Genomic DNA, 14,522 nt, shown 5'->3' on the forward strand with positions numbered 1-14,522 from the left:
AAGTCGGTCACATGGCCGAGGGCGGCAGCGGTTTCGAGAAAGGACGGATGCTGTAATGCCGAAAGACGCGCCGCCGAACGGTGACGCCGCGTCGGTGGGCCCTGCGGGGCCGTGCCGGCGGGTATCTGAGATGCAGGCCAAGCTTCACCGTTGGGCGGCGGCCGATCCTGGCCGCCGGTTCGATGACCTGTTCAACTTCGTGCACGACCCGGCGACGCTGATCGTGGCGTTCGACCGGGTCGCGGGCAACCACGGAGCTCGCACTCCCGGCGTCGACGGCATGACCGTCGCCGATGTCGAGGAGTTGGTCGGGATTCCGGGGTTTCTGGACGATCTACGAGCTTCGTTGAAAGACGGGTCTTTTCGGCCGCTGCCGGTGCGGGAACGCAAGATCCCCAAACCGGGAGGGGCGGGGAAGGTGCGCCGTCTGGGGATTGCGACGGTGACCGATCGGGTCGTTCAGGCCGCGCTGAAGCTGGTGCTGGAACCGATCTTCGAGGCCGACTTCGAGCCGGTCTCCTACGGGTTCCGGCCCAACCGGCGGGCGCAGGACGCGATCGCCGAGATCCACTACTACGGCACCCGCGGTTACCGATGAGTGCTGGATGCGGATATCGAGGCGTGTTTCGACCGGATCGACCACACGGCCCTGATGGACCGAGTTCGGTTGCGGGTCAATCACAAACGCGTTCTGGCGCTGGTCAAATCATTCCTGAAGGCCGGGATCCTCACCGAGCTCGGCGAGAACCAGGACACCATGACCGGCATGCCTCAGGGAGGCATCCTCTCGCCACTGCTGGCCAACATCGCGCTGGCAGGTTTTGCCGCTACGAATGATGCCCGCTTGCGCCGACTACTGCTTGACCTTGACACGCGACTGATGTCGCACAGCGATCCGCGATGGTGCCGCGCGACCATATGACTATGCGCGGTGCGGCAACAAACACTTGCCGCTGAAAGTGCTCCAAAACACCTGATCGATCTGGCCATTAGCCATATGCCGACATAGCACGCTCAACTTGTCGGCCTGAGAAGAAGTGTCGCGGCTGTCGCCTCGGCGACCGTGCGAGTGAATTCCGGCATTTCCCCCCGGTCGCCGTCCAGTATCAATACCCAGGCGAGGATCGGGCCAAGTAGGAGGGCGTGTACTGTGGAAGCTTCCGGCCGACTGGCCAGTTCTCCGCGCGTGACCGCACGCTCGAGCACTGCGGTAACTGCCTTTCGTTCGCTTTCCAGGAAGGTCTCGGCGAACCGGGTGCCCAAAGCTTTATCGGCGTAGATATCGGCGAGTAGGCCGGCCAGCACATCGGCCGGAGCACCGCACAGTTGGGCGGCGATCGTCCGGGTCAACGCGAGGAGATCGGCTCGCAGGGTGCCACCATCAGGTGGCGGCTGCTCCCACAAGTCGTGCACCGTGGCGGCGAAGATCATCTCTTGCTTGGTTTTATAGCGCCGGTAGATGGCTGCTTTGCCGATTCCGGCCCGCGCAGCCACGGCGTCGACCGTCAGTCCGGCATAGCCGCGCTCGGCCAGCAGTTCTCGTGTGGTGCAAACGATGGCGAGATCGATGTCACTGTTACGCGGGCGCCCGACGCCTCGATTCGGTTTCGGCACGGTCCTACTATACGAGACTTCCGGTATCGCAATTGAGCGCGCGCTTTGCGATCTTGTGCCCTGGCCGCGACGACAGCGCAGTTCTATGGGTTACCTGACTGCGCGGACGGATGCGGTGTTCGAGTTTGCCCGTGTGCGTGTGGCTGACGGGCCGGAGTTGTCGCCGGTCGGCGAACATCGTCGGGGTCACGGCAGCGTGTATGCCACCAGGTCACCTCCCCACCGCGACATGAACTCTCGCCTGATGGATGCGAGTGGATTGGCGTCCCGCGGCGCCGCCGATCAGCTGCGCACAGTGACCAGCTAGCCTGATCGACGCCGGACACCACCGGCACGGCGACCCCGAAATCTGGATCGCCACCGGCGCTGGCTCCAACGCACGGGGCGGGCAGACCTGGCCGTGGCGCTACTGGGATGCGATCGCATCGGTGGTGGCGTGCGCGCCACCCAGCTGCCCAGCCAGTACCGGTGCCCACCGCGGCACGGCGGCGAGTGCGGTTGGCTCACTGCTCAGCCCGCCGCGGGACCGGTCGAGTGCCGCCCCCGGCGACCGCGGCGGCGTCGCCGGGGGCGCCCCTTCCGTTCGGGCCGGTCCCGCTACAGCACGCGCATCCGCAGCACGCCCATCCGCAGCTCGCCCAGGATCGCGTTGATCATCTATCGGTGATCACTCCAGCGGCTTGGTCGAACCACCCGCACATGGCCGAGATCCCAACCGTGTCTGCCCTAGCGCTTATCCACCGGCACCATGGCGGAGCCTGGTCCGAAATTGACACCGAATGGAGACCAGTGCTTGCATCCGGCGATACGGCGTGATCAAGTTGGCCTGCATGGAAATCTGGGCGCCAAAATTCGCGGGTCTAGAGATCCGTTCGAGCCTTCCTCTTCCCGACGTAAGAGATCGACCGCAGGTTCAGGCACGTCCGAGCCGGGCGAAGCGTATCGACCGAGAGCCTGTCCATGGCAGTAAGCTGCCATTCGTTTCTGCACGGGTACCTTGGCGATCCATACTCGCCATATGGCGACCGATTCAAGCCTCAATAGGTCCTTTTGCGTAAGTTGGCTAGGCCCCGGCGTTATGTTGCGTGGCGTCCGAAACGTGGCCCTTAGTCGCTCGTTTGACGTTTTCCGACGAGCGGCTCCTGTCTTCCTATGAGATGAATGCGGAGAACCTAATCCGATAGAGGAAGTGAAATGGACACCATCGATTGGTGGGGCATTCTCAATCCGCGACAACGAGAATGTCAAAAATGTAGAATTATATATCCGGACCAGGTCTCTTTCGAAGAGCACTGCGCCGCTTGTTGGGGCGATTACGCCAATCCGATCTCAGCGACGAACTGAACCGAGTTGAACAAAAATAATCAACAGGGCGGCCTTTCGGGTGAAACCCGAGGTTGAAGTATTCGCACGGTCCGGGGATCCCCTACCGCACCAGGGCTGTCATAATACTTGCGGTTCGCTAGTGCGGCGTATAAAATCCAACCTAAGGGAGCCGAATATGGCTGGCGTGCTGAGTATAGATCTCCATCCGATCTTCAGGAGTGATCGAGACATAGATAACACATTGCGCAAGGCAATTTTTCGAGCGCTTTCTCAGAATTTAGAATCACTTGAAATAATTCCAGGAAAAGGCTCCGGCGCCTTGAGGCGTCGCGTTCTTGCGAAGCTCGCGCAGCCCGGTTTGAAGAATCTATACAGGCGCGTCGAGGTAGACCCCGGAAACGAAGGTAGAATTATCGTACACTTTTGATCTCGCTCGATTTGCGCGACTGTCGCATACGTCTGCACGGTGACATTCCTGCGGATATATTTGCGCGTGGTATGTATGTCAATCCCGGCACTGGGGATGCCGATGCCCAAGCCTGGATTCGCCGGGCGAGGAAGGCAACCTTTCACAACTAACTGGCTTTCCCATGCTTCGGGCATCAAACTAGGTGCCCATCAAACTAGATGCCCGAAGCATGGTGACAGTCGTCCGACCGTATCGGAATAGAGGATATGTTTTTGCGAAAGCAGTCGACAAGGGAATATTTCCCTGTCATCCTTTCGAGATCTTGCTCTAATCGGTGATCCCGAGCGCGCCCGCACGTAGTCCTGCCTGGAACCGCGATCTCGCCCCGAGAGTCTGGAGTAGTTCCGCAACCCGGCGTCTATAAGTGCGCAGCGACATTCCGAGTTTGCGGGCAGCGTTTTCATCAGTTATACCCGACCCCAAAGCTCGAAGGATCGCCCGGCTCTCGGCGTCGAGAAAGGGCTGCTCTCCCCGCAAGAATGTGGCGATGCTGGTAGCACTTTCCCATGCAGCTTCGAACAGCGCATATATTCCGCCGACCAGGGCAGGCGCAGTGGTCACGGTATACTCACGATTGGAAGACAAGTTTCGATCGGCGAGTATTGCGATTCTCCGATCAAGCACGATGGTATTGTGAGGAAGCGGGGTCGCCGCAATCCGGACCTGGGGGCCGCCCGCAGCGACCGCATGCAGATATTCCCGATACTTCGCGTCGGCGAGCGCGACTGGACTTAGCAGCTTACGCACTACGTGACCGTTGTTGGTCTCCAATACTCGAAGTAGACCTGCGCATACAGGAGAGAGTGGCCACGCGCTGATGCCAGCACCGACAATGACAAATTCCTTGCGAACAGATTTGATTAGCTCTCCGGTGTGGGCGAGGAGCGCTTCTTCGCCGCGGAGTTTCATAAATTCTGGCACGATCTTGCCTTGCTGGATTGCGGCAAACCGGCATCTGCTCGCTGTTGATGAGAGGTCGTATTATGGGATCGTGGTATCGGGCTGTCGGAATATGTCTGTCGCCGTCCGTCTAACGGGTCCTCGGACTTGGCTATTATTCATTCTCGGCGGCCCTGCTAACGGCTACGAGAGACACCGAGCTGCAGGGCGATGTCACCGCCATCGGTGTCCGCCGGTGGACGAAGCAAGGTTGCGTGCCGCCAAACGGGGGTTGTCCGCTCGGCGAACTCTTACGACCATGTCCGGCATCCCCACCTCTTCGAATCTTCTCGCCAACCGATAGTCCGCGATGGTCCGCCACCCGCAAAGCTATAATCACGACCACCTTCTAAGGTCCATATGCTGATCTACCGTACTTATGGAGAAAAATTGCGGCAGCCGCTGATAGCCGCGTAGCAAATGTTCAGAATCATTATGAGAAGTTTTTCGCGTTCGAAGTCGTTGCCTGCCAGACGACTATCGATTCTTCTGATCCTTACGGTCAGGAACCGACACAGACTGAGAGAGCCGACTCTGATGCATAGCAGCCCAATGCCCACCGTATGTAAATTGGATTAGGCGAGCGCCTACTATTTCGGTGTCGGCTTGTCCATACTTAGCCTCAATCCCATTCCAGTTCGTCCTGTTATGGCGATTCTCGACTTAGGGACCGAATCGGTAGCGGAGCATGCCTTTATCCATGTCGGATAAAGGAGGGATCCAGCGCATCACTTTGCACTGCCAACGAAAGCGCTGCGGCGTTTTCTCCACCTCTGGAGCGTCGATGAGACGCCGTCGCTCTACCAAGCGGAGGTCTGGGTTCCAGAGTTCAACTTCATGCGGGTCGTCGAATCCTTCGTTGATTACGACTGGCAAGCCCCCTGTAACGCGCGACGCTAAAGCCATTTTTCGTCCGGACAGTCGTGAGAAGCCGAGAAGTAGCAGCTCGCCGATCTGGAAATGGGTTGTCAACCGACGGAGCAAGTGGGTAAATGTGCTTCTGGTCATGAATGGATGCACTCCGTCGGCTACCGCGATCACCGGCCGCCCAGCTGGCAGGCGTTCCAGCCAGCCGTCGGCTTCGAGCGCGGTTGCCACCGGGTGGATGTTTGAGACCGCCCGGTAGACCGATTGGCGCAAGGCAATCATCGCTGGGAAGTCCACGTCAAACCAGTCCACGCCTGGGGGTGGGCCGAGTCGGTACGGCCGGCTGTCGAGGCCACAACCCAGATCCAGCACGACAGCATCGGGATTTTGTGCGATGAACGCAAGGATCCACTCGTCGAACTGCACTGCCCGGATTGCGACATTCAGCCGCTCCCACAGGTCCAGCGTCGCGTTCGACTTCAGACGGTGAAAGTCATAGTCAACGCTATAGGCGACCTGTGTAGCGTACGGGTCATCCAGGATCGGCTCGGCGGTCTGTGTATCCAGTACGCGTGCGTGCAGCGTGATGAACGCGGTCTCCTCCACCCCCGACAGCCCGGCCGTCCTTACTGGCCTCATTCCAACCCTCTCGATAGATGGACCCTGTGTTTCAGGATTGACTGAAACAGCTAGCTATGTCAAGTTTTCATGAGGTCAGTGAGGACAGATGGGTGGCAGGAGGTCCAGCGCCGAGTCGTCAACCCGGTGCCGTTCACGGTGACTGCTGGACAGTCGAAGTGGGCCGGTCAGACGAAGGACCGATCGGCGAGTGCGGAGATCCCCCCTGGTCGACCGGCAGGGGTAGGTGTTCAACACAGCCCGGCCGATGCGCTAAGACCAGGAGGTGACCTACGTTACAATAAGATCTTCAGGATGAGTCCGGCGGCGGCGGAGATGCCGTGTGCATACACATTCGGGCACAGGGCAGAATAGAACGCTTCTGCGGATCCTAGCGTTGAGTCGACTTTGGCGTTCTGGCGCTTCGCCACACCTCGCTTCCTCATCCCACATGGGGCAATGGGAAGCTGAAGCGGCATGATGAGCTGAGGTCATCCCGGTGCGATCGGACTACGGCGCCGGATCTGGACGACGAGGGTTGTGGCGCGTGCCCGCCACTAACAGTCCCGATGCGACCCACGTCAGCAGCCATGGCGCCGGTTCGAAAATTACGGCCGCCACAGTTGCCCACATCCCGAGCAACCACGCGATGAAGAGGGGCGGTTCGATTCCCCGGCGGTCCATCCATAGAATTATCATTCCGATAATCGCCAGCGGTATCCCAAAGCTACCCGTGGTCAACCAGAACGCGCCGTTGGCCGCAGTCATGCTATCGAATCCGCCCGCGGGCAACCACAGATCCCGGCTGAACCATGCACCGGCGTGGCGCGGGGCGGTCAAGGCTACACCCGCGAAGGTATGGCCGAGGCCCAGGAAGATGATGAGGCCTCCAGCCCATTTGATCATGTCTACCTCCGCTTTATATATGGAACCGATAGTTCCGATACTGATAGTTCCATATGCTATGGCCGTATCGAATGAGAAGCAAGAAGCCAAGCACTGCCAGCCGCAGTCGCAACGCCGTTATCACTGGTGGCCTGGTGTGAGGGCGGAAGGTACAGCCGGATCGATGAATGGCCAGTGTGTCGAACGCCGCAGTGTGTGAAGTGGCTGAAGAGCTCAAGCCAGGCGACGAGGCGCGGCTGGGTTGAACCGTCATGGGCTCGGGACCGGCTTCGTGTTCAGGTCAAGTCGGGATTGCAAGCCTGCGCTGTTGTACCGGTTCCACCACTCGATGACCGCGAGAGCGACCTCGGCGGACATCTTGAACGGGTTGTACCGGTTAACGACCTCGATCGTTGAACAACCGGCGACCGACTCTGTCAGAGCGTTGCCGTAGGCATCCCCCAACCGAACGATTGATGCCGAGAGTCTCTGCACGCAGGTGATTCGGTGAACCCCCACAGACGTGGATTGTGACCCCGCATCGCTCGTCGGCTGGACCACCGCTGTCACGGAGACGGCCGTACTGGTGTCCAAAGCTCTCAACATGGCCGTGTGGCGCGTGGTCATTACGGCATCCTGTCGAGCCCGTATTGCTGTCCCCAACCTGATCACTGGGGCGTGGCAACGCCTGATCTACAAGCCTGACCACTTAGCGGAGATGGTCTACAAGGCCGCTTACACGATGTGTCACCGCCGAAGGCGATCTTCGACGGCGCGGTGGCGTGGCTGGCTAAAAAGCCCGCGCTGTGCGGCAGGGTGTGGCAACACTCGAAACAGCTTGTCGCGCCCAAAGCCGTCAGGCTGCCGATGAGCGGCTGTGGGTGGCCCCGTCCGAGCGACTGTACCGGTGTCGGGTCGGGCTTGCCGGCCATGCTGGTACCGCGGATGAAGCCGCCGAAAGACGATCGACCTCGACCGGCTGCGGCGCGGGGTGGTCGAGCGGGCGGCGAAGGGCCTGCTGACTGAGTTGAGCGGTTGCGGGAGGTGAACGCACTGTACCGATACCCGCGGGTCTCACGCGGCGCCGACGAGCTTGCGGCCGCGGTGCGGGCACTGCTGGTGATGGCCGACACTGATCCGGGGCTTTCGCTGGAGCTGGCATGGGACATGCTGGAGAACACCTGACCCGCGCCGAGCTGCGTGCCGCACTGGCGACGGTCGACGATCTGGTCCCACCCTCGGATGCCGAGCTGGACAGCCAGCGGTTTGAGGAACTGGTCGGACGGGTGAACACGCTCCGGATGTTCCCGCCCGACGTTGATGCGGACAGTCGAGTTCGGTGCGCCCGTCGACGAGCGGCCGGTGCTGACCGCGATGCACACTCTCGCTGAACTGCCCACCGCCACGCGGCCGCGTGGCGCTCCCGACCGCTGACTCGATTCCGCGGTATCGATAACGACCTGGTCAGCGGCTGGTCGCGGCTGGTGTATCCGGTCGACCGGCCGGAGGGTACGGTCGACCGGGCCGCGTACACACTGTGTGCGCTCGAACACTTCCACCGGATCTCGAGCACCACAACATCTTCGCCCAGCCGTCGTCGAAGTGGCGTGATCCACGAGCGCACCTGCTGTCCGGTGTAGTGTGGGCGCAGCCAGTCCCGCGACAAGAACATGAGCACGCTCGGGCTGCCGGGCAACCCGCACCCCTGTCTGGCCGAGCACGCCGCTGCCCTGGAGGCCCTTTACCAGGTTCGACACCTTCGCCGCCGCCAACGGGGTGCTCGTGAACGCCCAGGTCGATATCGAGCTGGCCAAGGTGTGGGTGGAGGGCTGGTCGCGTCTGTGGACGAGCTGCGGTTCGTGGTGCCGGTCCGCACCCCCACGCCCGACCGAACCCGAAGCACTTCGGCCGCAAAAAGGGCGCGACCCGGCTGAACATGATCAACGCCCAGGCCGCCAGCCTATCTGCGATGGCGCTGCTCGGAACACTACGCGATTCGTTGCACGCGCTCGACGTCGTCGAAGCAGGGCAGCAAGATCCCCGCTCAGATCAAAATCGCCAAATCCTCAGCGCCGGATTCCGGGCGAACGTTGGTTCCGGCGCTGAAACACCAGATCACTACCACTCCCTCAAATCAGGTTCGACGGTGGGGGACCCGGTCGCGGGCGTCGTAGTCTTGTCGGGCCTGATCGACCTTGTCCAGGTTGACCGACCATTCGGCGAGTGTCGCGAAAAGTGGTGCCAGGCTGCGTCCCAGTGCGCTGATCTCGTACTCCACTCGGGGTGGAACCTCGGGGTGATAGGTGCGCACCACAAACCCGTCGCGTTCCAGTTGCCGGAGCCGCTGCGTCAGGACCTTGGGCGTGATCGTTGTGATGCGGCGTTCCAGCTCGCTGAACCGTTGCCGCCCAAACTCGTTGAGAGTCCAGAGGATTGGCGTGGTCCAGCGGCTGAAGACGAGATCGACCACCGGAGCGATTGGGCAAGCCAGTTCCGGAGGGACATGCGATGTGGTCTCGGTCACTCGAAACCAACTTTCCTCTAGGTACCTACTAGATCTTGGATAGTAGCGTCGCCGAGTGCGTGGAACAAACGCGGAACAGGAGACAGAGATGATTGTGGTGACGGGAGCGACCGGAAATGTGGGACAGCCGCTCGTGCAGACACTCGTCCGGGCTGGAGAGCAGGTGATCGCCGTGTCCCGGAGCGAGATCGCGGTACCGGCGGGAGTCCGGCACCACCGGGCCGACTTGGCCGACCCTCAGAGCCTCGAGCCAGCCCTCCAGGGAGCTGCGGTGTTATTTCTGCTGACCTCCCCAGACTTCATGGCAAACGGCAATATCAATGCCGTCCTCGACGTCGTGCGGGCAGCCGATGTCCCGCGCGTGGTTCTGTTGTCGTCCCATGGTGTTGGCACGGGACGTCACCCTTCGGTGCTGGAAGACGCTGTTAGGCAGTCAGGTCTGCAATGGACGATGCTGCGGCCAGGCAACTTCGACTCCAACGCGCTTCAATGGGCCGATATGGTCCGTACACAGCGGGTGGTCGCTGCGCCGTTCGGTGATGTCGCGGTCCCGGCCATCGACCCGGCCGACATCGCCGAAGTGGCCGCCATCGCGCTGCGCGAGCCACGACACCAGGGCCACATCTATACGCTGACCGGGCCGGAACCGATCTCACCCCGGCAGCAGGCCGCAGCGATTGGTGCCGCACTCGGCGAGTCGGTGCGGTTCGTCGAGCAGAGCCGCGCGGAAGCGCGGACACAGATGCTGAGGTACATGCCCGAGCCGGTCGTGGAGGCCACCCTTGGCGCGCTGGGCACACCGTCCGCCGCCGAGCAGGCCGTCAGCCCCGATATCGAACGGCTCCTCGGACGACCACCCCGGACCTTCGCCGAATGGGTGTCACGCACCATCACAGCGTTCAAATGACCCGCCGAAAGCCGCTGTCGGCCTCGGCCGAGGCCTTCTTGGCCGAACCGCTGTCTGCGACCCTGACGACCATTCGGCCGGACGGCTCGCTGCACGCTGCGCCGGTTCGCTTCACCTGGGAGGGTGACGTGCGGCTGGCCAGGGTCATGACAGTCGGCTCCTCGCGCAAGGCACGCAACCTGGCGGCGAACCCAGGGAGCCGCGTCGCCCTGTGCCAGGTGGACGGTTTTCGCTGGATCACGCTCGAGGGCACGGCGACCGTGTCCAACGATTCACGCGAGGTGGCCGACGGCGTGTCCCGGTACACCAGGCGCTATCAGTCGCCGCCGCCCAACCCGATTGGGCGGGTAGTCGTCACGATCGCGGTGGACAGCGTCATGACCCTCAACACCTGACGTTGATGGTCGAACCAAATCTAAACACGGAGAAAGCACATGCCTGTCGCACACGTCCTTGACTCGACGATCTTTTACCAGGAGATCGGCACCGGTGTGCCGCTCATCTTCCTGCACGGCAACCCCACCTCCTCGTATCTGTGGCGGCATATCCTTCCGGCTGTCGGCGACCCCGGCCGCAGGCTGGCGCCCGACCTGATCGGGATGGGGAACTCGGGCAAGCCGGATATCGCCTACACCTTCGACGATCACTCTCGATACCTCGACGCATGGTTCGACTCCCTCGGCCTGCACGACGTCATCCTGATCGGGCATGACTGGGGCGGCGCACTCGCCTTCGACTGGGCAGCCCGTCATCCCGGCCAGGTGCGCGGCATCGCGTTCACCGAGACGATCGTGAAGCCCATGTCTTGGCAGGAATTCCCCGAAGCCGGGAGAGAACTGTTCGAATCCATCAAGACCCCGGGAACCGGCGAGGCGATGATGCTCGACCAGAACATGTTCATCGAAATACTGCCCGGCAGCGTCGCCATCCCTCTCGCCGTGGAAGATCTCGACACCTACCGCAAGCCATACCCGACGCGCGAGAGTCGCATACCGCTGCTGCAATGGGCGCGTGCGATGCCACTAGGCGGGGAGCCAGCCGACCTCGTGGCCAGAATCGAACGGTACGACGACTGGTTGACGACCAGTGCCGAGATCCCGAAGCTGCTGCTCACCTTCCAACCCGGCCCCGGATCAATGATGGGACCAGAACTCAACGCATGGTGCGTCGAAAACATCGCTGGTCTCGAAATCGTCGAACATGACCTCATCGCTGGCCACCACACCCCGGAAGACCGACCCGAAGCGATCGCCACCGCCATCACCTCGTGGCTGGATAAGCACAACCTGCGAGTAGATGCCCAAAGATAGCCGCGACTATCCATGTCCAAGCAGCAGGGTCGCTGACCGCCACTCCGATTCCCCGGCGCCCTATGCCTGACACACAACCTGCCTGGATAGAAGCAGCACGGCGACTCCAGATTTGGCTAGACTCAATCTGCCGCCGCGATCAACGCCAAAAGCGGATTCGTAACGAAATAGCAGCGGCCGCAACCAGTTACGTGACGCTCCGGGATGAACCTCCTGGGGGATCGCGGAACTAGTGTTCCGAACCTGAAATCCGTGGCTTAATTACAGGATTCGCCGGTGGCGAGGACTGGGCGCCGGAGGTCGAGTCCGGATTTGGTGGTGGCCGAGGCGCAGCGTCGGGAGTTGGTGCGGGGTGCGCGGGCAGTGACCTCGACGCAGGCCCTACGCGTTGCGGTGTCGGATCGTGCTGGCCTGCGCCGAGCCGGGAGCGTTCGACACCCGCATTGCGGCCGAGGTAGGCGTGTCGGCGATGACGGTGCGTAAATAGCGGGGTCGTTTCACCGAGTACGGGCTGGCTGGTCTGGCGGGCGGCAGTCTAAGAACCAATCCTCCTAGCTAAGGTCACAACTGGTCATTCGCTCGCGAGCGTTGGCGCTCGCGCCAGCGCTCGAGCATCTGGCGCATGTCCTCTTGGACGAAATTGAAGAATTCGACTGCCTCAACGAGCCGAATGCCCACATCGGTATCTTCCCCCACGGTTTCAACACCAAAGGTCAAGGCAGCCTTCCAGGTGTCGATCGAGTCGTTGCGCACGGTGAGAACAGTCTCCCAGACATCGTCCCGTATGCGGTACCGATCCTTGCGGGTGCGCGGGACCCGCTCCCGCGAAACGAACCCGATCTGCGCCAGGAAGCGTACGGCGCCAGATATGGCCGGCTGACTGACCTCCAGCGCGTCCGCAAGTTCGGCCGAAGTCATCATCCCGGATTCGCTGATCAACATCCGCGCCAGCACCCGGGCCGCCATGGGTGGCACGCCCGCCATAGCCATGGCACCACCAAGGCGTTCGACGAACGCTCGCTCCCGATCTGAATCCACCGCCATCGAAGTTGGAGTTGCCATAGGCACAACTATACCTGGGAAGGTTCGCAATTATTGCAACTATCAGAGATCTGTAATACGGTGCCCTCATGACGTACGAGCAACCGGTCGACACGACGCCGCGTTCGGGCACGAGCGACGATCTCCGGCGCGACAAAACCCCCGTCACACTCTCCAACAATCGGCGTCTGGGGGTGTTGTCAGCAATCTGCCTCGCGGTCCTGGTAGTCGGACTAGACACCACAATCCTCAACGTCGCGTTGCCGACATTGGCCGTCGAGCTGGGCGCTTCGACTGAACAACTCCAGTGGATCGCCAACTCCTACAACCTCGTACTGGCCGCCCTGTTGCTGCCCGCCGGCCTACTCGGGGATCGATTCGGCCGGAAAAAGATGTTGCTTACAGCCCTCCTACTGTTCGGTGTTGGCTCCGTCATCTGCGCGCTGTCCAATTCGGCGAACCAGCTGATCGCGGCGCGCGGGTTCCTGGGGATCGGCGCCGCCCTTCTGGTTCCTATCGTGATGTCACTGATCACGGTGATCTCTCCGTCCGAAACCGCGCGCAAGAAGGCGATCAACTTCTTCGTAGTGGCGAACAGCATCGGCCTGCCGCTGGGACCGATCGCCGGTGGACTGTTGCTGAACCACTTCTCCTGGGCTTCGATCTTCTGGATCAACGTCCCCGTCGCCGTAATCGCCGTCGTAGCAGTAGCATTTCTGGTCCCAGAATCCCGAAGCTCGGCGCAGCCGTTCATCGACTACACCGGCATAGTCATCTCATCGGCGGCGCTCGCGGCGCTCGTGTACGGCGTGACTTTGGCGGGCGAGCGGAGCTGGGGCGATCGATGGGCACTGACACTCATTGCAGCCGGGGTGGCCCTGCTCGCGGTCTTCGCCGTGGCTGAAGGGAGGTTCAGCCGGATGGGTACACCGACACCATTGGTCGATCTCGGCTTGCTTCGGTCGCAGTCCTTCGCCTGGGGCACCATTTTGATTACCGTGTGCATGTTCGCGATGTTCGGGCTCCTTTTCACAATGCCCCAGTTCTTCCAGGCCATTCAGAGCGCCGACGCCCTCGAAACTGGATTGAAATTGCTCCCATTCATCGGCGGCATGGTTGTCGGCGCAAAGGTTGCCACACCTCTGGACGCGGCAGCCGGTACAAGAATCACCGTGGCTTCAGGGTTCATCATCCTCGCGGTCGGCTTGGCGGCGGGCGCGATGACCGACGCTGACTCGGGATACGGCTACGTCGCGGTATGGATCGCCATCACGGGTGCAGGGGCCGGCTTCGCCATGCCTGCTGCAATGAATGCCGCACTCGGTCAGTTGGATCCGGATCGGGCCGGTGCCGGATCATCGCTCATCCAGGCGATGCGCCAGGTTGGAGGTACCGTCGGCATTGCGCTGCTCGGAACGATAGTGAACGCAGTCTATCGAAACTCCGTCAACACCGAGGGGTTGCCGGAGCCACTCGCCGACACGGCACGCGGCAATGTTGTCAGCGGAATGGCAATCGCAGACAAAATCGATTCTGCGCCTTTGGCCGCCTCTGTCACCAATGCGTTCATCGACAGCATCTCAACCATGCTGTGGGTATGCACAGTCATTGCGGTCGTCGGTAGCATCGCTTCACTGACCTTCCTGCCCAAACGGGTAAAAGCCATGAACTCCCCCAGTCCGATGTGACCCTTCACGCAAGGACGGCCCGCCCGAGTCGATCGGCGGGCCGTCGATCCGACTATGCCCGAAACTACCAGCCCCGGCTTCGCACTTGATCATCGCTTCTGAATTTCGAAGTAATAGTTCAGCCCGAGGCGGCAGCGCAGCCCACGGTGTCGACACCGCCGCCGAGATGCTGATCGTCGCGGGGATAACCCAACCGCATTCGTACCGAGGCAACCTAGGCGAATTGTATGGTGTCCGCCCGATCCCCGCCTCCTCCGGCAACACCATCCGCTACCGGCTCAACCGTCACGGTCACGGCAAGCCAGATCCGCGCGTGAGAGCTATCATGCTATCA

12 protein-coding genes and 2 pseudogenes are annotated in these 14,522 nt (G+C 61.5%); 8 read left to right on the top strand and 6 right to left on the bottom strand.

Features of this window, described 5'->3' with window-relative positions; translation table 11 throughout:
• Nucleotides 1–268: 268 nt before the first annotated feature.
• A pseudogene (locus ACL03I_RS38530) lies at nt 269–922 on the top strand (reverse transcriptase domain-containing protein); the annotation flags it as partial.
• Nucleotides 923–1,014: 92 nt separating this feature from the next.
• On the opposite strand, the gene ACL03I_RS38535 reads toward ACL03I_RS38530, so the two are convergent.
• Nucleotides 1,015–1,614 carry a TetR/AcrR family transcriptional regulator gene (locus tag ACL03I_RS38535; protein WP_412808533.1) on the bottom strand — a complete coding sequence of 200 codons (600 nt, stop codon included), beginning with the start codon at nt 1,612–1,614 and terminating at the stop codon, nt 1,015–1,017.
• A 1,501-nt stretch (nt 1,615–3,115) separates the two neighbouring features.
• Here ACL03I_RS38535 and ACL03I_RS38540 point away from each other — a divergent pair.
• On the top strand, nt 3,116–3,367 hold the full coding sequence (locus tag ACL03I_RS38540; RefSeq protein WP_412808534.1) for a Smr/MutS family protein: 252 nt from the start codon (nt 3,116–3,118) through the stop codon (nt 3,365–3,367).
• A 309-nt stretch (nt 3,368–3,676) separates the two neighbouring features.
• On the opposite strand, the gene ACL03I_RS38545 is transcribed toward ACL03I_RS38540, so the two are convergent.
• The 3 genes from ACL03I_RS38545 to ACL03I_RS38555 all read right to left on the bottom strand — a co-directional run bounded on the left by ACL03I_RS38545 (nt 3,677) and on the right by ACL03I_RS38555 (nt 6,739).
• Nucleotides 3,677–4,330 carry a hypothetical protein gene (locus ACL03I_RS38545; RefSeq protein ID WP_412808535.1) on the bottom strand — a complete coding sequence of 218 codons (654 nt, stop codon included), beginning with the start codon at nt 4,328–4,330 and terminating at the stop codon, nt 3,677–3,679.
• Nucleotides 4,331–5,011: 681 nt separating this feature from the next.
• Nucleotides 5,012–5,821, bottom strand: coding sequence for a class I SAM-dependent methyltransferase (locus tag ACL03I_RS38550; protein WP_412808536.1), 810 nt, complete (start codon nt 5,819–5,821; stop codon nt 5,012–5,014).
• Between the two features lie 522 nt (nt 5,822–6,343).
• On the bottom strand, nt 6,344–6,739 hold the full coding sequence (locus tag ACL03I_RS38555; protein ID WP_412808537.1) for a hypothetical protein: 396 nt from the start codon (nt 6,737–6,739) through the stop codon (nt 6,344–6,346).
• Nucleotides 6,740–7,762: 1,023 nt separating this feature from the next.
• Here ACL03I_RS38555 and ACL03I_RS38560 point away from each other — a divergent pair.
• Entirely contained in the window at nt 7,763–7,903 is a 141-nt protein-coding gene (locus ACL03I_RS38560) for a hypothetical protein (protein WP_412808538.1), read from the top strand.
• A 949-nt stretch (nt 7,904–8,852) separates the two neighbouring features.
• On the opposite strand, the gene ACL03I_RS38565 is transcribed toward ACL03I_RS38560, so the two are convergent.
• Complete coding sequence (locus ACL03I_RS38565; protein WP_412808539.1) at nt 8,853–9,242, bottom strand: winged helix-turn-helix transcriptional regulator; 390 nt, start codon at nt 9,240–9,242, stop codon at nt 8,853–8,855.
• Between the two features lie 88 nt (nt 9,243–9,330).
• On the opposite strand from ACL03I_RS38565, the gene ACL03I_RS38570 reads away from it, so the two are divergent.
• From ACL03I_RS38570 to ACL03I_RS38580, 3 genes are read left to right on the top strand one after another with little or no spacing between them, the layout of a single operon-like run.
• Nucleotides 9,331–10,149, top strand: coding sequence for an NAD(P)H-binding protein (locus ACL03I_RS38570; RefSeq protein ID WP_412808540.1), 819 nt, complete (start codon nt 9,331–9,333; stop codon nt 10,147–10,149).
• The gene (locus ACL03I_RS38575; RefSeq protein ID WP_412808541.1) at nt 10,146–10,544 is read left to right on the top strand and encodes a TIGR03618 family F420-dependent PPOX class oxidoreductase; all 399 of its coding nucleotides are present in this window, start codon (nt 10,146–10,148) and stop codon (nt 10,542–10,544) included. The genes ACL03I_RS38570 and ACL03I_RS38575 overlap by 4 nt, the downstream gene beginning before the upstream one ends.
• A gap of 39 nt (nt 10,545–10,583) precedes the next feature.
• Nucleotides 10,584–11,459 carry a haloalkane dehalogenase gene (locus tag ACL03I_RS38580; protein ID WP_412808542.1) on the top strand — a complete coding sequence of 292 codons (876 nt, stop codon included), beginning with the start codon at nt 10,584–10,586 and terminating at the stop codon, nt 11,457–11,459.
• A gap of 561 nt (nt 11,460–12,020) precedes the next feature.
• Here the strand turns inward: ACL03I_RS38580 and ACL03I_RS38585 are convergent.
• Nucleotides 12,021–12,521, bottom strand: coding sequence for a GbsR/MarR family transcriptional regulator (locus ACL03I_RS38585; RefSeq protein WP_412808543.1), 501 nt, complete (start codon nt 12,519–12,521; stop codon nt 12,021–12,023).
• 68 nt (nt 12,522–12,589) lie between these two features.
• Between ACL03I_RS38585 and ACL03I_RS38590 the strand changes: the two genes are divergently transcribed.
• Together ACL03I_RS38590 and ACL03I_RS38595 are read left to right on the top strand one after the other, a co-directional pair.
• Nucleotides 12,590–14,188, top strand: a complete 1,599-nt coding sequence (locus ACL03I_RS38590; protein WP_412808544.1) for an MFS transporter — start codon at nt 12,590–12,592, stop codon at nt 14,186–14,188.
• A gap of 85 nt (nt 14,189–14,273) precedes the next feature.
• Nucleotides 14,274–14,522: pseudogene (locus ACL03I_RS38595) on the top strand (hypothetical protein); the annotation flags it as partial.

Origin of the sequence: Nocardia sichangensis, assembly GCF_047200615.1 — a bacterium.
GTDB classification, from domain to species: domain Bacteria; phylum Actinomycetota; class Actinomycetes; order Mycobacteriales; family Mycobacteriaceae; genus Nocardia; species Nocardia sichangensis.